This window comes from Streptomyces sparsogenes (assembly GCF_001704635.1).
Taxonomy (GTDB): Bacteria; Actinomycetota; Actinomycetes; order Streptomycetales; family Streptomycetaceae; genus Streptomyces; species Streptomyces sparsogenes.
On sequence record NZ_MAXF01000104.1, the window covers coordinates 21,348 to 44,107 of the forward strand.

Annotated in this window: 19 protein-coding genes and 2 pseudogenes; 17 read left to right on the forward strand and 4 right to left on the reverse strand. The window is 73.0% G+C overall.

What is annotated here, in order from left to right; all coding sequences use genetic code 11:
* Positions 1 to 46 precede the first annotated feature (46 nt).
* The 7 genes from BBH68_RS22340 (at position 47) to BBH68_RS22370 (ending at position 9,400) form a co-directional block, all read left to right on the forward strand.
* The gene (locus BBH68_RS22340; RefSeq protein ID WP_065965249.1) at positions 47 to 1,990 is read left to right on the forward strand and encodes an acyl-CoA dehydrogenase family protein; all 1,944 of its coding nucleotides are present in this window, start codon (positions 47 to 49) and stop codon (positions 1,988 to 1,990) included.
* Between the two features lie 151 nt (positions 1,991 to 2,141).
* Positions 2,142 to 3,407: a 1-deoxy-D-xylulose-5-phosphate reductoisomerase gene (gene dxr, locus BBH68_RS22345; RefSeq protein ID WP_065965250.1), complete on the forward strand. Its 1,266-nt coding sequence runs from the start codon at positions 2,142 to 2,144 to the stop codon at positions 3,405 to 3,407.
* Positions 3,404 to 4,708, forward strand: a complete 1,305-nt coding sequence (locus BBH68_RS22350; RefSeq protein ID WP_065965251.1) for a M50 family metallopeptidase — start codon at positions 3,404 to 3,406, stop codon at positions 4,706 to 4,708. Before dxr ends, BBH68_RS22350 begins: the two co-directional genes overlap by 4 nt.
* Positions 4,709 to 4,849: 141 nt before the next feature.
* Positions 4,850 to 6,007, forward strand: coding sequence for a flavodoxin-dependent (E)-4-hydroxy-3-methylbut-2-enyl-diphosphate synthase (gene ispG, locus BBH68_RS22355; RefSeq protein ID WP_065965252.1), 1,158 nt, complete (start codon positions 4,850 to 4,852; stop codon positions 6,005 to 6,007).
* Between the two features lie 138 nt (positions 6,008 to 6,145).
* Positions 6,146 to 6,991: a GNAT family N-acetyltransferase gene (locus tag BBH68_RS22360; RefSeq protein WP_065965253.1), complete on the forward strand. Its 846-nt coding sequence runs from the start codon at positions 6,146 to 6,148 to the stop codon at positions 6,989 to 6,991.
* 25 nt (positions 6,992 to 7,016) lie between these two features.
* Positions 7,017 to 7,583 carry a GNAT family N-acetyltransferase gene (locus BBH68_RS22365; RefSeq protein ID WP_065965254.1) on the forward strand — a complete coding sequence of 189 codons (567 nt, stop codon included), beginning with the start codon at positions 7,017 to 7,019 and terminating at the stop codon, positions 7,581 to 7,583.
* A 116-nt stretch (positions 7,584 to 7,699) separates the two neighbouring features.
* Complete coding sequence (locus BBH68_RS22370; RefSeq protein ID WP_065965255.1) at positions 7,700 to 9,400, forward strand: proline--tRNA ligase; 1,701 nt, start codon at positions 7,700 to 7,702, stop codon at positions 9,398 to 9,400.
* A 432-nt stretch (positions 9,401 to 9,832) separates the two neighbouring features.
* On the opposite strand, the gene BBH68_RS22375 is transcribed toward BBH68_RS22370, so the two are convergent.
* From BBH68_RS22375 to BBH68_RS22385, 3 genes are all read right to left on the reverse strand, one after another.
* Positions 9,833 to 10,777 carry an aminoglycoside phosphotransferase family protein gene (locus BBH68_RS22375; RefSeq protein WP_065965256.1) on the reverse strand — a complete coding sequence of 315 codons (945 nt, stop codon included), beginning with the start codon at positions 10,775 to 10,777 and terminating at the stop codon, positions 9,833 to 9,835.
* Between the two features lie 161 nt (positions 10,778 to 10,938).
* Positions 10,939 to 11,427, reverse strand: coding sequence for a ferritin-like domain-containing protein (locus tag BBH68_RS22380; RefSeq protein WP_065965257.1), 489 nt, complete (start codon positions 11,425 to 11,427; stop codon positions 10,939 to 10,941).
* Between the two features lie 92 nt (positions 11,428 to 11,519).
* On the reverse strand, positions 11,520 to 12,230 hold the full coding sequence (locus tag BBH68_RS22385) for a twin-arginine translocation signal domain-containing protein (protein WP_079151138.1): 711 nt from the start codon (positions 12,228 to 12,230) through the stop codon (positions 11,520 to 11,522).
* 137 nt (positions 12,231 to 12,367) lie between these two features.
* Between BBH68_RS22385 and rimP the strand changes: the two genes are divergently transcribed.
* From rimP to BBH68_RS44530, 9 genes are all read left to right on the forward strand, one after another.
* Positions 12,368 to 12,892, forward strand: a complete 525-nt coding sequence (gene rimP / locus BBH68_RS22390; protein ID WP_065965258.1) for a ribosome maturation factor RimP — start codon at positions 12,368 to 12,370, stop codon at positions 12,890 to 12,892.
* 2 nt (positions 12,893 to 12,894) lie between these two features.
* Positions 12,895 to 13,887: a transcription termination factor NusA gene (gene nusA / locus BBH68_RS22395; RefSeq protein WP_065965259.1), complete on the forward strand. Its 993-nt coding sequence runs from the start codon at positions 12,895 to 12,897 to the stop codon at positions 13,885 to 13,887.
* A gap of 98 nt (positions 13,888 to 13,985) precedes the next feature.
* On the forward strand, positions 13,986 to 14,276 hold the full coding sequence (locus BBH68_RS22400; protein WP_076970709.1) for a YlxR family protein: 291 nt from the start codon (positions 13,986 to 13,988) through the stop codon (positions 14,274 to 14,276).
* 156 nt (positions 14,277 to 14,432) lie between these two features.
* Positions 14,433 to 17,525 (forward strand): translation initiation factor IF-2, encoded by a 3,093-nt coding sequence (gene infB / locus BBH68_RS39670; RefSeq protein WP_079151139.1) that lies wholly within the window; start codon positions 14,433 to 14,435, stop codon positions 17,523 to 17,525.
* A gap of 149 nt (positions 17,526 to 17,674) precedes the next feature.
* The gene (locus BBH68_RS22410) at positions 17,675 to 17,971 is read left to right on the forward strand and encodes a DUF503 domain-containing protein (RefSeq protein ID WP_065965262.1); all 297 of its coding nucleotides are present in this window, start codon (positions 17,675 to 17,677) and stop codon (positions 17,969 to 17,971) included.
* 104 nt (positions 17,972 to 18,075) lie between these two features.
* On the forward strand, positions 18,076 to 18,585 hold the full coding sequence (gene rbfA, locus BBH68_RS22415; RefSeq protein ID WP_065965263.1) for a 30S ribosome-binding factor RbfA: 510 nt from the start codon (positions 18,076 to 18,078) through the stop codon (positions 18,583 to 18,585).
* Entirely contained in the window at positions 18,582 to 19,499 is a 918-nt protein-coding gene (gene truB / locus BBH68_RS22420) for a tRNA pseudouridine(55) synthase TruB (protein WP_065965264.1), read from the forward strand. Before rbfA ends, truB begins: the two co-directional genes overlap by 4 nt.
* A 113-nt stretch (positions 19,500 to 19,612) precedes the next feature.
* A complete protein-coding gene (locus tag BBH68_RS22425) occupies positions 19,613 to 20,596 on the forward strand; it encodes a bifunctional riboflavin kinase/FAD synthetase (protein WP_065965265.1) in 984 nt (327 codons plus the stop codon).
* A gap of 566 nt (positions 20,597 to 21,162) precedes the next feature.
* A complete protein-coding gene (locus BBH68_RS44530; RefSeq protein WP_065965266.1) occupies positions 21,163 to 21,378 on the forward strand; it encodes a hypothetical protein in 216 nt (71 codons plus the stop codon).
* 116 nt (positions 21,379 to 21,494) lie between these two features.
* Here the strand turns inward: BBH68_RS44530 and BBH68_RS44535 are convergent.
* Positions 21,495 to 21,863: pseudogene (locus tag BBH68_RS44535) on the reverse strand (MinD/ParA family ATP-binding protein); the annotation flags it as partial.
* A gap of 396 nt (positions 21,864 to 22,259) precedes the next feature.
* Between BBH68_RS44535 and BBH68_RS44540 the strand changes: the two are divergent.
* Positions 22,260 to 22,760: pseudogene (locus BBH68_RS44540) on the forward strand (hypothetical protein); the annotation flags it as partial.

Sequence of the window (22,760 nt, forward strand, 5' to 3'; positions counted from 1 at the left end):
TGCCGGTAATGTCACGAGACCGTCGATTCGCGGCAAGGGAGCACCCATGACCGCATCATCCGTCAGGCCGGTGTCCGAGCGCGAAGCGCGCCAGGTCGCCGAGGCAGCCCGCGAACAGGTATGGCACAAGCCGAGCTTCGCGAAGGAACTGTTCCTCGGCCGCTTCCGGCTCGATCTGATCCACCCCCACCCCGCTCCCGCCCCGGACGACGTGCGGCGCGGTGAGAAGTTCCTGGAGAAGCTGCGCGAGTTCTGCGAGACCCGCGTGGACGCCGCCCGCATCGAGCGCGAGGCGAAGATCCCCGACGAGACCGTCCAGGGCCTCAAGGAGATCGGCGCCCTCGGCATGAAGATCGACCCCAAGTACGGCGGCGCCGGCCTCACCCAGGTCTACTACAACAAGGCCCTGGCCCTCGCCGGCTCGGTCAGCCCGGCCATCGGCGCGCTGCTCTCCGCCCACCAGTCCATCGGCGTGCCGCAGCCGCTCAAGCTCTTCGGCACTCAGGAGCAGAAGGGCACCTTCCTGCCCCGCTGCGCCCGCACCGACATCTCGGCCTTCCTGCTCACCGAGCCGGACGTGGGCTCCGACCCGGCCCGGCTCGCCACCACCGCCGTGCCCGACGGGGACGACTACATCCTCGACGGGGTGAAGCTGTGGACGACCAACGGCGTGGTCGCCGACCTCCTCGTGGTCATGGCCCGCGTCCCCGCCTCCGAGGGCCACAAGGGCGGCATCACGGCCTTCGTCGTCGAGACGGCCTCCGAGGGCGTCACCGTCGAGCACCGCAACGCCTTCATGGGCCTGCGCGGCCTGGAGAACGGAGTGACCCGCTTCCACCGGGTCCGCGTCCCCGCCGCCAACCGCATCGGCCCCGAGGGCGCCGGCCTGAAGATCGCCCTGACCACCCTCAACACCGGCCGGCTCTCGCTGCCCGCGATGTGCGCGGGCGCCGGGAAGTGGTGCCTGAAGATCGCCCGCGAGTGGTCCGCGGCCCGCGAGCAGTGGGGCAAGCCGATCGCCCGCCACGAGGCCGTCGGCGCCAAGATCTCCTTCATCGCGGCCACCACCTTCGCCCTGGAGGCCGTCATCGACCTCGCCTCCCAGATGGCCGACGAGGACCGCAACGACATCCGGATCGAGGCGGCGCTGGCCAAGCTCTACGGCAGCGAGATGGCCTGGCGGATGGCCGACGAGCTGGTGCAGATCCGCGGCGGCCGCGGCTTCGAGACCGCCGCCTCGCTCGCCGCCCGGGGCGAGCGCGCGGTCCCGGCCGAGCAGATGCTCCGCGACCTGCGCATCAACCGCATCTTCGAGGGCTCGACGGAGATCATGCACCTGCTGATCGCCCGCGAGGCCGTGGACGCCCACCTGTCCGTGGCGGGCGACCTCATCGACCCGGACAAGTCCCTGTCCGACAAGGGCAGGGCGGCCGCCAAGGCCGGCGGCTTCTACGCCCGCTGGCTGCCCGGCCTGGTCACCGGCCCCGGCCAGCTCCCGCGCGCCTACGCCGAATTCCGGCCCCCCGGCCACCGTGACCTCTCCCCGCACCTGCGCTACGTCGAGCGCTCGGCGCGCAAGCTGGCCCGCTCCACCTTCTACGCCATGTCCCGCTGGCAGGGCCGGATGGAGACCAAGCAGGGCTTCCTCGGCCGGATCGTGGACATCGGCGCGGAGCTGTTCGCCATGAGCGCCGCCTGCGTACGGGCGGAGATGCTGCGCACCACGGGCGACCACGGCGTCGAGGCCTACCAGCTCGCCGACGTGTTCTGCCGGCAGGCGAGGATCCGCGCCGAGGAGCTGTTCGAAAGGCTGTGGACCAACACCGACGACCTCGACCGCAAGGTCGTCTCCGGCGTCCTGGCGGGCTCGTACAGCTGGCTGGAGGACGGCGTGCTCGACCCCAGCGGCGACGGCCCCTGGATCGCCGACGCCACGCCGGGCCCGGCCACGAAGGACAACGTCCACCGGCGCATCAGGCCTTGCGCCTAAACCGGCGCCGCTCTCGCGGACCTGGCCGGTCGCCGTAGGGGTTGCTCAATTGATGGTTGCGGTGGACCCGGGGCGAGGTTGAGCCCCGAGTTCACCATGCCGCTGCCGGACCCGGTCACCCGAGCCGTGCGCGAAGGGCAACAATGGGGCAATGACCGATTCCCTGGCTGACCCCCACCTCCGCTTCCCGGCGGCCACCGCCGCCACCGGAGGGCCGCGCGACATCGTGATCCTGGGCTCCACCGGATCGATCGGCACCCAGGCCATCGACGTGGTGCTGCGCAACCCCGACCGCTTCCGCGTCACCGGGCTGTCCGCCGCCGGCGGGCGGGCCGGGCTGCTGGCCGAGCAGGCGTGGCGGCTGGGCGTGGCGACGGTCGCGGTGGCGCGCCCCGAGGCCGTGTCCGAGCTGCGCGAGGCGCTGGCCGCGCGGTACGGGGCGGGGGAGCCGCTGCCGGAGATCATCGCGGGGCCCGATGCGGCCACCGAGCTGGCCCGCTCCGAGTGCGACACCGTGCTCAACGGCATCACCGGCTCCATCGGCCTGGCGCCCACCCTCGCCGCCCTGGAGGCCGGCCGGGTGCTCGCGCTGGCCAACAAGGAGTCGCTGATCGTCGGCGGGCCGCTGGTCAAGGCCCTGGCCAAGCCGGGTCAGATCGTGCCCGTGGACTCCGAGCACTCCGCCCTCTTCCAGGCGCTGCTCGGCGGCACCCGGCAGGAGGTCCGCAGGCTGGTGGTCACCGCGTCCGGCGGGCCGTTCCGGGGGCGTACCCGGCAGGAGCTGACCGAGGTCACGCCCGAGCAGGCGCTGGCCCACCCCACCTGGGACATGGGCCCGGTGATCACGATCAACTCCGCGACCCTGGTCAACAAGGGGCTGGAGGTCATCGAGGCGCACCTGCTGTACGACATCCCCTTCGACCGGATCGAGGTCGTGGTCCACCCTCAGTCGTACATCCACTCGATGGTCGAGTTCATTGACGGCTCCACCCTGGCGCAGGCGAGCCCGCCCGACATGCGGATGCCGATCGCGCTCGGCCTCGGCTGGCCGGACCGGGTGCCGGACGCCGCGCCCGGCTGCGACTGGACCAAGGCGCACACCTGGGAGTTCTTCCCGCTGGACAATGACGCGTTCCCCTCGATCGGCCTCTCCCGCCACGTCGGCGCCCTCGGCGGCACCGTGCCCGCCGTCTTCAACGCGGCGAACGAGGAGTGCGTGGACGCCTTCCTGGCCCGGAAGCTGCCGTTCAACGGAATCGTCGATACGGTCGCCCAGGTGGTGTCGGAACACGGCACCCCCGCCGCGGGAACCCGGCTGACGGTCGAGGACGTCCTCCAGGCCGAGGCCTGGGCCCGCGCCCGCGCCCGTGAACTGGCCGCCCGCGCGGCGAACGCGACACCGGAGGCTCGCGCATGACGACACTGATGATGACGGTCCTCGGCATAGTCGTATTCGTCGTGGGACTGCTCTTCTCGATCGCCTGGCACGAGCTCGGCCACCTCTCCACGGCCAAGCTCTTCGGCATCCGGGTGCCGCAGTACATGGTCGGCTTCGGCCCGACGATCTTCTCCCGCAAGAAGGGCGAGACGGAGTACGGCGTCAAGGCCGTCCCGCTCGGCGGGTACATCCGCATGATCGGGATGTTCCCGCCCGGAGACGACGGGAAGATAACGGCTCGTTCCACCTCGCCGTGGCGCAGCATGATCGAGGACGCCCGGTCGGCGGCCTACGAGGAGCTCCAGCCCGGCGACGAGACCCGGATGTTCTACACGCGCAAGCCGTGGAAGCGCGTGATCGTGATGTTCGCCGGGCCGTTCATGAACCTGGTCCTCGCCGTGGTGATCTTCCTCGGGGTGATGATGAGCTTCGGCGTCAACACCCAGACCACCACCGTGGGCACCGTCCAGAAGTGCGTGGTCCCGGCCTCGGCCAACACCGACACGTGCCCCAAGGACGCCAAGGACACTCCGGCCAACACCGCCGGGCTGCGGCCCCGCGACAAGATCGTCGCCTTCAACGGCGAGCCGACCTCGGACTGGTCCACCCTCCAGCAGAGCATCCGCAGGACGGTCGGCCCCGCGACGATCACCGTCGAGCGGAACGGCGTCCGCAAGGATCTGCACGCGGTCCTCATAAAGCACCAGGTCGCCAAGTCGGACGGGCGGGGCGGCTATGTGGAGGGGAAGTACGTCACCGCGGGCTTCCTCGGCTTCACCCCGGCCAGCGGCGTGGTCAAGCAGTCCTTCGGGCAGTCGGTGGACCGCATGGGCAACATGGTCGAGGACGGCATCGACTCGCTGATCGCCCTGCCCTCGAAGATCCCCGACTTGTGGAACGCGGCGTTCGGCGACGGTGAGCGCAAGGCGGACTCCCCGATGGGTGTGGTCGGCGCGGCCCGGGTCGGCGGAGAGGTGGCCAATCTCGACATCCCGGCCTCGCAGCGGGTCGCCACCATGCTGTTCCTGGTGGCCGGCTTCAACCTCTCCCTCTTCCTGTTCAACATGCTGCCGCTGCTGCCGCTGGACGGCGGGCACATCGCGGGCGCGGTGTGGGAGGCGATCCGGCGGCACACCGCCCGGCTGGTCCGCCGGCCCGACCCCGGGCCGTTCGACGTGGCCAAGATGATGCCGGTCGCCTATGTGATCGCCGGGGTGTTCATCTGCTTCACCCTGCTGGTGCTGGTGGCCGATGTGGTGAATCCGGTGAAAATCTCCTGATGCTGCGAAATGTTCCGAAGTGCACCTTTGGGTGCACTTCGGAACCGCGGTGTGCCCAGGTCCCGTACGGTGCCGTAACCTCGGACTCCGGAGCCCGCCGATCTCGGGACCTTCATTCATGACGTTGGGGTTGCTCGCCAGATGACCGCGATTTCGCTTGGAATTCCGTCCGTTCCCCTCAAGCTCGCCGACCGCAGGGTCAGCCGCAAGATCCAGGTCGGGTCGGTGGCGGTGGGTGGGGACGCGCCGGTGTCGGTGCAGTCGATGACGACGACGGTGACGGCGGATGTGGGTGCGACGCTGCAGCAGATCGCGGAGCTGACGGCTTCGGGGTGCGAGATCGTGCGGGTGGCGTGTCCGTCGCAGGACGACGCGGACGCGTTGCCGGTGATCGCGCGGAAGTCGCAGATTCCGGTGATCGCGGATATTCATTTCCAGCCGAAGTATGTGTTCGCGGCGATCGACGCCGGGTGTGCGGCGGTGCGGGTGAATCCGGGGAACATCCGGCAGTTCGACGACAAGGTCAAGGAGATCGCGAAGGCGGCTTCCGAGGCGGGGGTGCCGATCCGGATCGGGGTGAACGCGGGGTCGCTGGACAAGCGGCTTCTGGCGAAGTACGGGAAGGCGACTCCGGAGGCGCTGGTGGAGTCGGCGTTGTGGGAGTGCTCGCTGTTCGAGGAGCACGGGTTCCGGGACATCAAGATCTCGGTGAAGCACAACGACCCGGTGGTGATGATCAACGCGTACCGGCAGTTGGCGGCCCGGTGTGACTATCCGTTGCATCTGGGGGTGACGGAGGCGGGGCCGGCGTTCCAGGGGACGATCAAGTCGGCGGTGGCGTTCGGTGCGCTGCTCAGTGAGGGGATCGGGGACACGATCCGGGTGTCGTTGTCGGCGCCTCCGGTGGAGGAGGTGAAGGTCGGTATCCAGATTCTGGAGTCGTTGAATCTGCGGCAGCGGCGGTTGGAGATCGTGTCGTGTCCGTCGTGTGGTCGGGCGCAGGTGGATGTGTACAAGCTGGCGGATGAGGTGACGGCGGGTCTGCAGGGCATGGAGGTGCCGTTGCGGGTCGCGGTGATGGGGTGTGTGGTCAATGGTCCTGGTGAGGCGCGAGAGGCGGATCTGGGGGTGGCCTCGGGCAATGGGAAGGGGCAGATCTTCGTGAAGGGTGAGGTGATCAAGACCGTGCCCGAGTCGAAGATCGTGGAGACCCTGATCGACGAGGCCATGAAGATCGCCGAACAGATGGAGAAGGACGGCATCGCCTCCGGCGAACCCGAGGTCTCCGTCACCGGCTGACACCGCCCACCCCACCGCCCGCGCCCCGGCCACGGCCCCGCCGGGGAGCGCGGGCGGTGACCGGGACGGCCCCCGAGGTACAGTGCGGAGAATCGAATCTTCTGGCCCTCGGCCGCAACCGGTGAGGCATACCGACACGTGCTGACGACGTCCACCACCAGGGTGCTCGAGCCCCACGAGCTCGACGCGGCCCTCGCGGTCCTCGACCGCGACCCGATCTCCAACGCCTTCGTCGCCGCCCGCGTCCAGGTCGCCGGCCTGGACCCCTGGCGGCTCGGCGGCGAGATGTGGGGCTGGTACACCGGTGGCCGGCTCGAATCGCTCTGCTACGCCGGAGCCAACCTCGTCCCCATCTGCGCCACCCCCGAGGCCGTACGAGGCTTCGCCGAACGCGCCCTGAGGGCCGGCCGCCGCTGCTCCTCCATCGTCGGCCCCGCCGACACCACCGCCGAACTGTGGTCCCTGCTCGAACCCAGCTGGGGACCGGCCCGCGAGGTCCGCGCCCACCAGCCGCTCATGGCCACCACCTCCATGCCCGCCGACATAGCGCCCGACCCGCACGTCCGCCGCGTCCACAAGGACGAAATGGACGTGATCATGCCCGCGTGCGTGGCGATGTTCACCGAGGAGGTCGGTGTCTCGCCGCTCGCCGGCGACGGCGGGCTGCTCTACCAGGCCCGGGTCGCCGAACTGGTCGGCGCCGGACGGTCCTTCGCCCGCGTCGAGAACGGCCGGGTGGTCTTCAAGGCCGAGATCGGCGCCGCCACCCGCCACGCCTGCCAGATCCAGGGCGTCTGGGTCGCCCCCGAATTCCGCGGCCGCGGACTCTCGGAGACCGGCATGGCCGCCGTACTGCGCTACGCGCTCGGCGAGGTCGCGCCCGTCGCCAGCCTGTACGTCAACGACTTCAACACCGCCGCCCGCGCCGCCTACCGCCGCGTCGGCTTCCAGGAGGTCGGCGCCTTCATGAGTGTGCTGTTCTGATCGACGGCCCAGTAGGGTGCCGCCCATGGTGCATCTACCGGGCGAAGGACCACCCGACCCGCGGGGCGTCGTCGTCGGACCGCTGGATCTGGCCGCGCGCGTGGACGAGGCCCTCGCCGTCCAGGCGATCGCCTTCGGCCTCACCGACGAGGAAGCGGGCGTACGGCGCCACATCGTGCTGCGCCACCTCACCAACCCCGGCGCCCGCGCGCTGGGCGCCACCACCCGCGCCGGACGGCTCGTCGGCTTCGTCTACGGCATGCCCAACGACCGCACCCACTGGTGGTCCACCATCGTCGAGCCGTATCTGCGCGACCGCGGCCACGAGGACTGGCTGGACGACTCCTTCGTCATCACCGAACTCCACGTCCACCCCGACTACCAGCAGCGCGGCATCGGCCGCACGCTGATCACCGCCATCACCGACGGGGCGGCCCAGCCGCGCTCCATCCTCTCCGCGATCGACGTCGACAGCCCGGCCCGCCACCTCTACCACGCCCTCGGCTACCGCGACCTCGCCCGCCCGGTGCTCTTCCCCAGCGCGCCGACCCCCTACGCGGTCATGGGCGCCCCGCTCCCGCTGCGCCGCTGACCTCCCCGGAGCGCGGCGTCCCCCTGCGCCCCCCGGCGTCCCCCGGTGCATTTCCCGGCGCGCGGCGGCAGCGGCTAATCTCCTGGTCATCCCATCCCGTACGCAGGAGAAGAACCATGGCCCACGTCCAGCGCATGTCCACGTTGATGTTGAAGACGCTGCGCGAGGACCCGGCCGATGCCGAGACCGCCAGCCACAAGCTGCTCGTCCGCGCCGGCTACGTCCGCCGCACCTCCGCGGGCGTCTGGACCTGGCTGCCCATCGGCAAGAAGGTCCTGGAGAACGTGACGCGGATCATCCGCGAGGAGATGGACGCCATCGGCGGCCAGGAGGTCCTCCTGCCCGCCCTGCTGCCCCGCGAGCCCTACGAGGCCAGCGGCCGCTGGGACGAGTACGGCGACCTGCTGTTCCGGATCAAGGACCGCAAGGGCGCCGACTACCTCCTCGGCCCCACCCACGAGGAGATCTTCACCCAGACGGTCAAGGACCAGTGCACGTCCTACAAGGACCTGCCCGTGATCCTCTACCAGATCCAGACCAAGTACCGGGACGAGGCCCGCCCGCGCTCCGGAGTGCTGCGCGGCCGCGAGTTCCAGATGAAGGACTCGTACTCCTTCGACACCACCGACGAGGGCCTGGCCGAGTCCTACCGGCTGCACCGCCAGGCCTACCAGCGGATCTTCGAGCGTCTCGGCCTCGACTACCGCATCGTCTCCGCGATCTCCGGCGCGATGGGCGGCTCGGCCTCCGAGGAGTTCCTGGCCCCGGCCGCGGCCGGCGAGGACACCTTCGTGGACTGCCCGAACTGCGAGTACGCGGCCAACACCGAGGCCGTCACGGTGGCCGTCACCCCCGTCGACGGGTCGGCGCACGGCCCCGTCGAGGAGCTGGACACCCCCGACACCCCCACCATCGAGACCCTCGCCCGGCACCTCGACATCCCGGCCTCCGCCACCCTGAAGAACCTCCTCGTCAAGGTCGACGGCGAGATCACCGCGGTCGGCGTCCCCGGCGACCGCGAGGTGGACCTCGGCAAGCTCGCCGAGCACCTCGCCCCCGCCCAGGTCGAGGTCGTCACCGCCGAGGACTTCGCCGACCGCCCCGACCTGGTGCGCGGCTACATCGGCCCCCAGGGCCTGGCCGGCGAGTCCTTCCGCTACCTCGCCGACCCGCGCGTCGCCCCCGGCACCGCCTGGGTGACCGGCGCCAACAAGCCCGGCAAGCACGCGCGCAACGTCGTCTGCGGGCGGGACTTCGAGGTCGACCAGTACCTGGACGTCGTGGTCGTCGAGCCCGGCGACCCCTGCCCCCGCTGCGGCGCGGGCATCGAGCTCGACCGGGCCATCGAGATCGGCCACATCTTCCAGCTCGGCCGCAAGTACGCCGACACCTTCCAGCTCGACGTGCTCGGCCAGAACGGCAAGCCCGTCCGCGTCACCATGGGCTCCTACGGCATCGGCGTCTCCCGCGCCGTGGCCGCGCTCGCCGAGCAGACCCACGACGAGTCCGGCCTCTGCTGGCCCCGCGAGGTCGCCCCGGCCGACGTCCACATCGTCGCCGCGGGCAAGGCGCTCCAGACCGAGCTGGCCCTCGACCTCGCGGACAAGCTCGGCGCGGCGGGCGTACGCGTCATGGTCGACGACCGCGCCGGCGTCTCCCCGGGCGTGAAGTTCACCGACGCCGAGCTGATCGGCGTCCCGACGATCCTGGTCGTCGGCCGCGGCGCGAAGGACGGCCTGGTCGAACTCAAGGACCGCCGCACCGGCGAGCGCGAAGAACTCCCCACCGACGAGGCCCTCGCCCGCCTCACCGCCTGACCAGCCGACGGCCCGGCCCGCCCGCCCTGCCCGCCCGGCGGGCGGGCGGCGGGCTGATGCCGCCGGACGTGGGCCGGGACAGGCACGGAGGCGGCGCGGGCGAGGGTCGTGACGGTCGATCGCGCGCCGGCGGCCCCCGACCGGCCTCCCGCACCCGGCGTGCGACCCCGGCTCGCTCGACGCTGGCCGGCGGTGCGGCCCACCGGCTTCCGTCCCTCGCGTCGGCGCACGTCCACACGTCCATGCCGCCGACGCGGACAGGCGTCGGGGCGGGGCCGCCCACCGACTCCTTGGGGAAGCAGCCCCGGCGCCCCGCCGGAGGCGCAGGCCGAGGGGCGGTCGGGCGGAGTGGCGAGGCATCCGCGGTGCCGCGCCGTGGGTCGCCCGGCCCGCGTGGGCCGTCCGGGCCCGCGTGGGCGGCCCCGGGGCGGCCTACAGCCAGCCCGCGAACTCCAGCAGCAGTTCGCCCCGCCGACGGTCGCCGGTCGCGGCGTGGCGCAGGGCGGTCTCGACGGCACGGAAGAGGGTCCATCCGCGCAGCCGGTCGCGGTCGACCTCCAGGGAATCCGCCAGCTTGGCGATCCGGCGCCGCGCGGCCGCCGCCGGGCCCGAGCCGGCGGCCAGGTCCTCGCAGCGGTCGAGGACCAGCTGGGCCAGGTCGTAGGCGCGCTCGCCGACCAGGGGCGAGGGTCCCACGGCCAGCCAGGGGGCGCGGTCCCCGGCGAGCACCTTGCCCTGCCGGAAGTCGCCGTGCAGCAGAAGCTGCTCAGGCGACTCCCCGGCCAGCTCCGCGCGCCGCTCCAGCGCCTCGTCGACCAGCGGCCGCGCGTCCGCCGCCCAGGGGCCCGCGGCGATCAGCCGGAGGGGTTCGACCCCCTCGCCGGTCCGGGCCCCGACCGTGGTGAACGGGTGCTCCTCCGCGGGCGGCACCCACAGCCTGCGCACCGTGCCCGCCGCCTCCAGCAGCGCCTTGGCCTCCGGCAGTGAGCGCAGCGACACCGCGCTGTGCAGGCGCTCCAGCAGCAGCGCCCCGCCGTCGGGGTCGGCGCGCAGCAGCCGCGCCGCGCCCCAGCCGTTCCAGTGCGCGAGCGCCGCCCCCTCGCGCCGCGCGTCCGCGCCCGGCGCGGGGAGCTTCAGCGTCGCGGGGGTGCCGTCGGCCTGCCGTACGAGCACGATCAGGCTGCTCCGGCCGCCCGGGCTCGGCACCCGCTCCAGCGTCAGCTCCCAGTCCCGCAGCCGCCGGCGGACCAGCTCCGGCAGCTCGGCCAGCCAGGCGCGGGCGGGGCTCTCGGGGTCGGCGCTCAGCGCGTCCAGCAGCCGCTGAGGCAGGGTGATGGGGGCCGCCTCAGGGCCTCCGGGCTGCGGTGCCGATGCCATCGCCGAGCTGTCCCCTTCGTCCGCGGTCGTTCGCCCGCTCCGTCTGTTGTCGCGGCCGCGTCACGCGCGTCCGTCGCCGCCGCTCCCCGTCCGTCGCCCACCGCTCCGCCGAGGTCCCCGACGGCGCCGGCACGCCATGATCCACCACGCGCGGCCGGCCGTCACAGCTCGCCCGCGGACGCGCTGGCCGACGCCGACGGAGTGGGCGCGGCGGCGCGTTCGGCGAGCCCAGGGAAGGCTACGCCGCTGCCCCGCCACCGCACCGACCGGACCGCCGCCTCGCGCAGCGCGCCGGCCGCCTCGCGGCGCAGGGCGCCCTCGGAGGCCCGGACCAGGTCCGCGTAGACGGCGGCCACCCTGCTCTCCAGCTCCGCCGCCAGCCGCACCGCGGCCGCCGCGTCCGGCACCGCGAAGGGCAGCGTGTACGCGGGGGCCGCGCCCTCGGGCGTCCCGCCCAGGGCGCGCACCGTGCGGGCGAGCGCGTCGCGCCGGGCCCGGTGCGCGGCGTACCCGTCGCGGGCCTCCTGGAGCCGGTCGTCGCCGATCCGCCCGCCGACCACGCCGTAGCCGTAGACGGCGGCGTGTTCGGCGGCCAGCGCCGCCTGGGTGGCCTTGAGCGTGCCCGGCGCGGGGGCCGTGGAGGCGGTCATGTCAGTCCCCTTCCGCGGCGGCGCGTGCCGCCCATCGGTGGTCGTGGCGCCCCGAGCGAGGGCACCCGGGTGCGTCCGGCGTCATGAGGGCGTCATGAGCCCTGCGCGGTGAGCAGGTACGCGTGCGCGGCCCCGCAGGCCGCGACGGAGGCCAGCAGACGGGCGAGTTCGGGCGGGGCGTCGCGGAGCGCGGCGGTGCGGGTGTCGGCGGTGCGGCGCTCGGCGCGGGCGAGCGCCGCCAGGGCCTCCTTCTCGTCCCCCGGCACCTTCGGCGCGGGCGGCTTGCCCGAGGACGCGGAGGCGGACGGCGCGGCGGGCGCGGAGGCCGGGGACGACGCGGACGCCGAGGAGCCCGCCGAGGTCGCGCCCCGGTCGGGCGCGCGGAACGCCTCCAGGTGCCGGGCCGTCTCCTCCCGCAGCGGCCGAAGCCGGTCCGCCAGCCCCGGATGCGCGTCGGCGGTCGCGTCGTAGCGCGCCAGGAGCTCGGCGGAGTCACGCGCGCCCCGGGCGAGCAGCCGCTCCTCGCCCGGGCCGGGCCCGGCCGCGTCGTGCCGGGCCGTCGAGCCGTCGGAGCAGCCGCCCAGCAGCGCGACGGCCCCCACCGCGCCCCCGGCCAGCAGGAAACCCCGCCGGCCCGGCGAGGCCGGCCCCGGAGAGGACGGGGGCGCGGCGGAGGAGGGCAGGGCCGAGGGCAGGGAGGAGGACAGCGTGGCGCGGGAGGGGCGCGGGGGCGGTGGGGGAGTCGTGATCGGCACGTTCCTCTTTCCGGGCTGCGGCCGCTCCCGGCCGCCGTTGGTGATCACAGCAGGCGAGCGTACCCGCGTACGGGCCCACCGCCGGGCACCAGCCACCGAATCGTCAGCCGCCCGCCGGAACGGATAGGCTTTGACCTGACACGCGACCTTCCCACAACAGCACACGCGGCCGAGGAGTCACCCGGATGAGCACCACCCAGAGCGAGCGGCTGCGCGGGCTGCTGGAACCGCTCGTCAGCGCGCGGGACCTGGATCTGGAAGAGGTCGAGGTGACACCGGCCGGGAAGCGGCGCGTGCTCCGTATCGTGGTGGATTCCGACGACGGCGTGCAGCTGGACGCGTGTGCGGAGCTGAGCCGGGCGATCTCGCAGACGCTCGACGACACCGATGTGATGGGTCAGCACCCGTACGTCCTGGAAGTCACCTCTCCCGGCGCCGACCGGCCCCTGACCGAGCCGCGCCACTACCGCCGGGCCGCCGGCCGCCTGATCAAGGCCCGGCTGGCCGAGGGCGGTGAGCTGGTCGCGCGGATCACCGCGGTGGACGACGAGGGGCTCGACGTGGAGGTGCCGGGCGTGAAGGGGCGCAGACCCACTGCCCGGCGGCTGGCCTTCGACGAGATCTCCAAGGCACGAGTGGAGATCGAGTTCAACCGCAAGCCCGCCGAGAAGGCCGCGGGCGAGAGCGACGAGAGCAAGGAGGAGGCGTAGCCGTGGACATCGACATGAGTGCCCTGCGGGGTCTGGTTCGGGAGAAGGAGATCTCGTTCGACCTGCTGGTCGAGGCGATCGAGTCGGCCCTCCTCATCGCGTACCACCGCACGGAGGGCAGCCGCCGCCGCGCCCGTGTGGAGCTGGACCGGGCCACCGGCCATGTGACGGTGTGGGCCCGGGAGGACGCCGAGGACCTGGCGGAGGGCGAGGAGCCCAGGGAGTTCGACGACACCCCCTCCGGCTTCGGCCGGATCGCCGCGATGACCGCCAAGCAGGTCATCCTGCAGCGGCTGCGGGACGCCGAGGAGGAGATCACCTTCGGCGAGTACGCGGGGCGGGAGGGCGATGTCGTCACCGGCGTCGTCCAGCAGGGCAAGGACCCGAAGAACGTGCTGGTGGACATCGGCCGGCTCGAGGCGATCCTGCCGGTGCAGGAGCAGGTCCCCGGCGAGAACTACGCGCACGGCACCCGCCTGCGCTCGTATGTCGTCCGGGTGGTCAAGGGGGTGCGCGGCCCGTCCGTCACCCTGTCGCGCACCCACCCGAACCTGGTGAAGAAGCTCTTCGCGCTCGAGGTGCCGGAGATCGCGGACGGCTCGGTGGAGATCGCGGCGATCGCCCGCGAGGCCGGCCACCGCACCAAGATCGCCGTCCGGTCCACCCGTTCGGGCCTGAACGCCAAGGGCGCGTGCATCGGCCCGATGGGCGGACGGGTGCGCAGCGTGATGGCCGAGCTGCACGGCGAGAAGATCGACATTGTGGACTGGTCCGACGACCCGGCGGAGCTGGTGGCCAACGCGCTGTCACCGGCCCGGGTGAGCAAGGTGGAGGTGGTGGACCTGGGGGCGCGCTCGGCGCGCGTCACCGTGCCGGACTACCAGCTCTCCCTCGCGATCGGGAAGGAAGGGCAGAACGCCCGGCTGGCGGCCCGGCTGACCGGCTGGCGCATCGATATCCGCCCCGACACGGAACAGCCCGCCGATCAAGGCTGATTCAAGCCGGGGTCTCCCGAGACTTCGGCCGAAAACATCTGACTGTTCGATCACATCCCCCGAGGGGTGAGGTCGGCTCAGGGAGGTAGACTTAAGCAGTGTCTGGCCGCACGCGTGCTCGCGCCTGCCCTGAGAGAACCTGTGTGGGATGCCGGGAGCGGGCGGCCAAGGACGATCTGCTGCGGATCGTGGCGGCCGAGGGCGTTTGCGTCCCCGACCGGCGCGGTACGCTGCCCGGCCGGGGTGCTTATGTGCACCCCACACGGGTCTGCCTCGAGCTGGCGGTTCGCCGCCGGGCTCTTCCCCGGGCCTTCAGGGGGCCGGGGCCGCTCGACACGACGGCACTGCGCCGCTACGTCGAGCACGCCGATCAGGCATCGGCGACGTAAGAAGTTGGAAGAACGGCACGGGTCACCGTGCGGTCAGGTACCTCGCGAGTCGGAAGTAGGTCGAGATTGCGATGAGCACTCGATGAGTACGCGATGAGTACGCCCATGAAGTAGCGACGGTCCGGCGGACGACCACCCCGGACCAGAAGGAGCGATGTGGCTAAGGTCCGGGTATACGAACTCGCCAAGGAGTTCGGAGTCGAGAGCAAGGTCGTCATGGCCAAGCTCCAAGAACTTGGCGAATTCGTCCGTTCGGCGTCTTCGACGATCGAAGCGCCGGTTGTTCGCAAGTTGACTGACGCTTTCCAGCAGGGCGGCTCCGGCCGATCCGCGGGGAAGCCCTCGGCGCCGCGCAAGGCGGCGCCCGCCAAGCCGTCCGCGCCCACCCCGGCGTCGGCGGCACGTCCCGCCGCCCCCAAGCCCCCGACGCCCGGCCCCAAGCCGGCCGTGGCGGAGGGTCCCAAGAGCACGCCGTCGGCGCCCGCTCCGGGCCCGCGGCCCACCCCCGGTGCCCCGGGCGCCCGGCCGACCCCCGGCCCCAAGCCGGGTCCGGCCCAGCCCGTGACCCCGGCCCAGCCCGAGTTCACCGCCCCGCCGTCGCCGGCGGCCCCGCGGCCCACCGGCGCCAAGCCGGGTGGCCCGGCCAAGCCCGGCGGCGCCCCCGGCCCGCGTCCCGGCGCCCGCCCCGGCGGCCCCGGACAGGGCCGTGACCAGGGTCAGGGCGGCCGTCCCGGCGGCGCTCCGCGCCCCGGTGGCGAGCGGGCCCCGCGTCCGGGCGCGCCCCGGCCGGCCGGTCCGCGTCCGGGCAACAACCCCTTCACCTCCGGCGGCTCCACCGGCATGGCGCGCCCGCAGGCGCCCCGTCCGGGCGGTGCCCCGCGCCCCGGTGGCCAGGGCGGCGCCGGTCCGCGCCCGCAGGGCGGCCAGGGCGGTGGCCCGCGGCCCGGCGGCGGTCCCGGCGGCCCCCGGCCGACCCCGGGCGCGATGCCGCGTCCGCAGGGCGCCGCGGGCGGTCCCCGTCCCGGCGGCGGTCCCGGCGGTCCGCGCCCGAACCCGGGCATGATGCCGCAGCGTCCCGCCGCGGGCCCGCGTCCGGGTCCCGGCGGTGGTGGCCGCGGTCCCGGCGGTGCCGGTCGTCCCGGCGGCGCGGGCCGTCCGGGCGGCGGCTTCGCCGGCCGTCCCGGTGGCGGCGGCGGTGGCGGCCGTCCCGGCTTCGCCGGCCGTCCGGGTGGTCCCGGCGGCGGCGGTGGCGGCGGCTTCGGTGGCGGCGGTGGCCGTCCCGGCTTCGGCGGCCGTCCGGGTGGTCCCGGTGGCCGTGGTGGCACGCAGGGCGCCTTCGGCCGTCCCGGCGGCCCGGCGCGTCGTGGCCGCAAGTCGAAGCGGCAGCGGCGCCAGGAGTACGAGGCCATGCAGGCCCCGTCCATCGGCGGCGTGATGCTGCCGCGCGGCAACGGCCAGACGGTCCGGCTGTCGCGGGGTGCCTCGCTCACCGACTTCGCGGAGAAGATCAACGCCAACCCGGCGTCCCTGGTCCAGGTGATGTTCAACCTGGGCGAGATGGTCACCGCGACGCAGTCCGTCTCCGACGACACGCTGCAGCTCCTCGCCGAGGAGATGAACTACAACATCGAGATCGTCAGCCCGGAGGAGGAGGACCGCGAGCTTCTCGAGTCCTTCGACATCGAGTTCGGCGAGAACGAGGGCGGCGAGGAAGCGCTCGTCTCCCGTCCGCCGGTCGTGACCGTCATGGGTCACGTCGACCACGGTAAGACCCGACTGCTGGACGCGATCCGCAAGACCAACGTGGTCGCGGGCGAGGCCGGCGGCATCACCCAGCACATCGGTGCCTACCAGGTCGCCACCGAGGTCAACGGCGAGGACCGGAAGATCACCTTCATTGACACCCCGGGTCACGAGGCGTTCACCGCCATGCGTGCCCGCGGTGCCAAGTCGACCGACATCGCGATCCTCGTGGTGGCGGCCAACGACGGTGTGATGCCCCAGACGGTCGAGGCGCTGAACCACGCCAAGGCGGCCGACGTGCCGATCGTGGTCGCGGTCAACAAGATCGACGTCGAGGGCGCGGACCCGACCAAGGTGCGCGGTCAGCTGACCGAGTACGGCCTGGTGGCCGAGGAGTACGGCGGCGACACCATGTTCGTCGACATCTCCGCCAAGCAGGGGCTGCACATCGACGAGCTCCTGGAGGCCGTCGTCCTCACCGCCGACGCCTCGCTCGACCTGCGGGCCAACCCCGTCCAGGACGCGCAGGGCATCGCGATCGAGGCCCACCTCGACCGCGGCCGCGGCGCCGTGGCGACCGTGCTGGTCCAGCGCGGCACCCTGCGGGTCGGCGACACGATGGTGGCCGGCGACGCGTACGGCCGCGTCCGCGCGATGCTCGACGACAACGGCAACGCCCTGGACGAGGCGGGCCCCTCGACCCCGGTCCTGGTGCTCGGTCTCACCAACGTCCCGGGCGCGGGCGACAACTTCCTCGTCGTCGACGAGGACCGCACCGCCCGCCAGATCGCCGAGAAGCGCGCGGCGCGCGAGCGCAACGCGGCCTTCGCCAAGCGGACCCGCCGGGTCTCGCTCGAGGACCTGGACAAGGTGCTCAAGGCCGGCGAGGTGCAGCAGCTCAACCTCATCATCAAGGGCGACGCGTCCGGTTCGGTCGAGGCGCTGGAGTCCTCGCTGCTCCAGCTCGACGTCGGCGACGAGGTGGACCTGCGGGTGCTGCACCGCGGTGTCGGTGCGGTCACCGAGACCGACATCGACCTGGCGACCGGCTCCGACGCCATCGTCATCGGCTTCAACGTGCGCGCCGAGGGGCGTGCCACGCAGATGGCCGAGCGCGAGGGCGTGGACGTCCGCTACTACTCGGTCATCTACCAGGTGATCGAGGAGATCGAGGCGGCCCTCAAGGGCATGCTGAAGCCGGAGTACGAAGAGGTCGAGCTCGGTACGGCGGAGATCCGCGAGGTCTTCCGCTCGTCCAAGCTGGGCAACATCGCGGGTGTCCTCATCCGCTCCGGCGAGGTCCGGCGGAACACCAAGGCGCGCCTCATCCGCGACGGCAAGGTCATCGCGGAGAACCTCAACATCGAGGGCCTGCGCCGCTTCAAGGACGACGTCACCGAGATTCGCGAGGGCTTCGAGGGCGGTATCAACCTCGGCAGCTACAACGACATCAAGGTCGACGACGTCATCGCCACCTACGAGATGCGCGAGAAGCCGCGCGGCTGACGCGCTGCTGCTCATCCGGGGCCGGTCGGCGGAGAAATTTCCGTCGATCGGCCCCGGCCATTGCGTGTACGGTTTCGGAGTCTGCACAGCGATGCACGACGGCCGAGCACGTACACCGAAGGCCCCACGGGTGGCTTGACCCGGACCGCATGTATGTAGGGACGCTGTCCTTCGACCTCCTCCTCGGCGACGTACGGTCGCTGAAGGAGAAACGCTCCATCGTCCGCCCGATCGTCGCCGAGCTGCACCGCCGCTACGCGGTGAGCGTGGCGGAGGTCGGCGACCAGGACCTGTACCGCAGGGCCGAGATCGGCCTCGCGGCGGTCTCCGGGGACGCGAGCCACCTCACGGACGTACTCGACCGCTGTGAGCGCTGGGTCGCCGCCCGGCCCGAGGTGGAGCTGCTGTCGGTACGGCGCCGGTTCCACGGCGCGCACGATGAGTAAGCGCGTGAGCGTCAGAGCGCGCGAGCGTGTGAGTGCGTGAGCGCATGACGGGCCGAGCGTCCCCGATGACCGATTGACGAACCGAAGAAGAGAGAAGAAGACGCATGACCGACACCGCGCGGGCACGCAAGCTGGCTGACCGCATCCGGGTCGTGGTCGCGGAGACCCTGCAGCGGCGGATCAAGGACCCGCGGCTCGGCTACGTCACGATCACCGACACCCGGGTCACCGGTGACCTGCGGGAGGCGACCGTCTTCTACACGGTTTTCGGCGACGACGAGGAGCGGGCGGCCTCCGCGGCGGCCCTGGAGAGCGCCAAGGGCGTGCTGCGGTCCGAGGTCGGCCGGCAGACCGGGGTGCGCTTCACCCCGTCCCTGACGTTCGTCCCGGACGCCCTGCCGGACAACGCCCGGACGATCGACGACCTGCTGGCCAAGGCCAAGGCGGCGGACGCCCAGGTGCGGCAGGCGTCCTCGGGCGCGACGTACGCCGGCGACGCCGACCCGTACCGCAAGCCCGGCGAGGCCTCCGAGGAGGACCAGGAGGCCGAGGAGGCCGCCGAGGGCCCCGGCGCGGCCGGCAGCACCGACGGCAAGGGCACCCCGGACGCATGACGCGCGACACCGCACGGGCCCGCTCCGCGGCCCAGGACGGCCTCGTCGTCGTCGACAAGCCGGCCGGCTTCACCTCGCACGACGTCGTGGCCAGAATGCGCCGACTCGCCGGGACCCGGCGGGTCGGCCACGCCGGGACGCTGGACCCCATGGCCACGGGCGTGCTCGTGGTCGGCGTGGAGAAGGCCACCCGGCTGCTCGGCCACCTGGCGCTGACCGAGAAGGAGTACGAGGCGACGATCCGGCTCGGCCAGACCACCGTCACCGACGACGCGGAGGGGGAGATCACCTCCGCCACCGGCGCGACCGGGACGGCCCTGAGCGCCGTCGAGAGCGGCATCGCCGTGCTCACCGGGGACATCCTCCAGGTGCCCTCCAAGGTCAGCGCCATCAAGATCGACGGCAAGCGCTCCTACGCCCGGGCCCGGCAGGGCGAGGACTTCGAGATCCCGGCGCGCCCGGTGACCGTGTCGTCCTTCGCCCTGCACGCCCACCGCGAGACCAAGGCGGAGGACGGCACGCCCGTCCTCGACCTGGACGTCACCGTGGTGTGCTCCTCGGGCACCTACATCCGGGCGCTCGCCCGCGACCTGGGCGCCGGACTCGGCGTCGGCGGCCATCTGACCGCGCTGCGGCGCACCAGGGTGGGCCCGTACGGGCTGGCCGCCGCCAGGACGCTGCCCCAGCTCGAGGAGTCCCTCCGGATCATGCCCATCGCCGAGGCCGCGGCCGCCGCCTTCCCGCGCTGGGAGATCGACGCGGAGCGGGCCCGGCTGCTGGGCAACGGCGTACGGATCGCCATGCCGGCCCGTGAGGAGGCCGGTCCGGTCGCGGTCTTCGGCCCGGACGGGCGCTTCCTGGCCCTGGTGGAGGAGCACAAGGGCAAGGCGAAGAGCCTGGCCGTGTTCGCCTGAGGCCACCGGCGCGGGCGGCCGGGACGCCCACCGATGCGAAGCGGACGACGACGACATGGCAGTCTTAGACCTGCGAAGTCGACACACATGAGTTCGGGCGAGGAGCGGGCACAGTGCAGCGCTGGCGTGGCTTGGAGGACATCCCCGAGGACTGGGGGCGCAGCGTCGTCACCATCGGCTCCTATGACGGGGTGCACCGGGGACACCAGGTGATCATCAGCCGTACGGTGGCGCGCGCGCGTGAGCTGGGCGTACCGGCGGTCGTGGTCACCTTCGACCCGCACCCCAGCGAGGTCGTACGGCCCGGCAGCCACCCGCCGCTGCTCGCCCCGCACCACCGGCGGGCCGAGCTGATGGCCGGGCTGGGCGTGGACGCGGTGCTGATCCTGCCGTTCACGGCGGAGTTCTCCCGGCTGTCGCCCGGGGACTTCGTGGTGAAGGTGCTGGTCGACAAGTTGCACGCGCGCCTCGTCGTGGAGGGCCCGAACTTCCGCTTCGGCCACAAGGCCGCCGGAAACGTCGACTTCCTCAAGGAGCTCGGCACCACCTACGACTACGAGGTCGAGGTCGTCGACCTGTACCAGCGCGGGGCGGCGGGGGGCGGCGAGCCGTTCTCGTCCACCCTGGTGCGCCGGCTGGTCGCCGAGGGGGACGTCACGGGCGCCACGGAGGTCCTCGGCCGGCCGCACCGCGTCGAGGGCGTCGTGGTGCGCGGCGCCCAGCGCGGCCGTGAACTGGGCTTTCCGACGGCCAACCTGGAGACCCTGCCGCACACCGCGATCCCGGCCGACGGCGTGTACGCCGGCTGGCTGACCGCCGAGGGCGAGGCCATGCCGGCGGCGATCTCGGTCGGCACCAACCCGCAGTTCGACGGCACCGAGCGCACGGTCGAGGCGTACGCGATCGACCGCGTGGGCCTGGACCTGTACGGACTGCACGTCGAGGTGGACTTCCTCGCCTACCTGCGCGGCCAGGAGACCTTCTCCTCCATCGAGGCCCTGCTGGAGCGCATGGCGGACGATGTGAAGCGCGCCCGCGAGCTGGTCGAGGCGGCGGGCTCCCCGGAGGCCGCCTTCCGGGCGGACGACGGCCGCTGAACCCTCCCAGCGGGTAGCGGGCAGCAGAGAGACGAAGACGCCGGACGGGCTGGAACCAACCCGTCCGGCGTCTGTGGTTCGGGGCCCGGGCGCTGGGCGCCCGGGCCGCGCTCAGCCCCGGGAACCCCCGGGCTGCTGCCAGGCCTGGCCCTGCTGCGCGGCCTGCCACGGCTGCCCAGGCCGGCCCTGCTGCGGATAACCCTGCTGACCGGGCTGCGGCTGCCCTGCCTGGGCCTGCTGGCCCGGCGGGGGCTGCTGCCACCCCTGCTGCTGCGCCCCCGGATAGCCGGGCTGTCCGGGCTGTCCGGGCGGGCTGTCCGGGTTGCGGATAGCCCGGCTGGGCCGGCTGCGGGTAACCCGGCTGGCCCGGCTGCCCCGGCTGGCCCGGGTACTGCGGCTGTTGCTGCTGCGGGTACGGCGACGGCTGCGGCTGCTGGGGCTGCTGCCCGTACGCCGCGCCGTGCTGCTGCCCCGGCAGCGGCGGCGCCATCTGCGGCGGCTGTTGGTTGCCGTCCGCCGTCCACAGCCCCTGCGCCTGCTGGGCGCGGGAGAAGTCCTCGGCGACCATGGCGGAGAGGTTGAAGTACGCCTCCCGGGTCTTCGGACGCATCATGTCCAGGTCCACCTCGGCACCCGCCGCCAGATGCTCGTCGAACGGCACGACGATCACGCCGCGGCACCGGGTCTCGAAGTGCGACACGATGTCCTCGACCTTGATCATCTTGCCGGTCTCCCGCACCCCGGAGATGACCGTGATGCTGCGCGAGACCAGATCGGCGTAGCCGTGGGCGGAGAGCCAGTCGAGCGTCGTGCTGGCGCTGCTGGCGCCGTCCACGGAGGGGGTGGAGATGATGATGAGCTGGTCGGCGAGGTCGAGGACCCCGCGCATGGCGCTGTACAGCAGGCCGGTGCCCGAGTCGGTGAGGATGATCGGGTACTGCCTGCCCAGCACGTCGATGACGCGCCGGTAGTCCTCGTCGTTGAAGGTCGTCGAGACCGCCGGGTCCACGTCGTTGGCGAGGATCTCCAGGCCGGAGGGCGCCTGCGAGGTGAACCGCCGGATGTCCATGTAGCTGTTGAGGTACGGGATCGCGGTCACCAGGTCGCGGATCGTCGCGCCCGTCTCGCGGCGCACCCGGCGGCCGAGCGTGCCCGCGTCCGGGTTGGCGTCGATGGCGATGACCTTGTCCTGCCGCTCGCTGGCGAGGGTGGAGCCGAGGGCGGTGGTCGTGGTGGTCTTGCCGACGCCGCCCTTGAGGCTGATCACCGCGATGCGGTAGCAGGACAGGACGGGCGTACGGATCAGCTCGAGCTTGCGCTGCCGCTCGGCCTCCTCCTTCCGGCCCCCGATCTTGAACCGCGAAGGCCCGCTGTTGTTGTTCTTCTTCGGCTTCTGCTTGCCGCGGATCAGTCGGTCCGAGGACAGCTCGACCGCGGCGGTGTAGCCGAGCGGGGCACCCGCGCCCTGACCCGCCGGACGCTGCCGCTGTTCCGGGCTGATGACGGGCCAGCCGCCGGTCCGCGGGTCGAGGGGGGAGTCGTTGTTGGTGCCGGGGCTGCTCGCGCCCTCGCCGGGACGCGGGTAGCCGTAGCCGTCCTGCGGGCTCTGCTGCGGATAGCCGTAACCGGCCTGCGGGCCCGCCGGGCCCTGGCCGGGCGCGCCGTGCCCGGGCTGCGGGCCGGGCGTGGCGGCGGGGGTGCCGGTGACCGGGGCGCCGCCGGTGGGTGTGGCGTCGGCGGGCGCGGCGTCGGCGGGGCGGGGGAAGCCGTAGCCGCCCTGGTGGCCGGGGGCGCCGGGCGTGGCCGGTCCCTGGCCGGGCTGGGGCTGGGGGTTGCCCGGTCCCGCGGCCTGCTGCGGGAAGCCGTAACCGCCCTGTGGCGCCGCCGGTCCCTGGCCGGGGGCCCCGGGGGAGGGCTGGGCCGGGATCGGGCCGGGCGCCCCGGGCTGCGGATATCCATAACCGCGGTGGTCCGCGCCCGGCTGGGCCGGCTGCCCGCCCGGGCTCTGCTGCGGATAGCCGTACCCGGCCTGCGGGCCCGCCGGGCCCTGGCCGGGCGCGCCGTGCCCGGGCTGCGGGCCGGGCGTCGCGGTGGGGGTGCCGGTGACCGGGGCGCCGCCGGTGGGGGTGGCATCGGCGGGCGCGGCATCGGCGGGGCGGGGGAA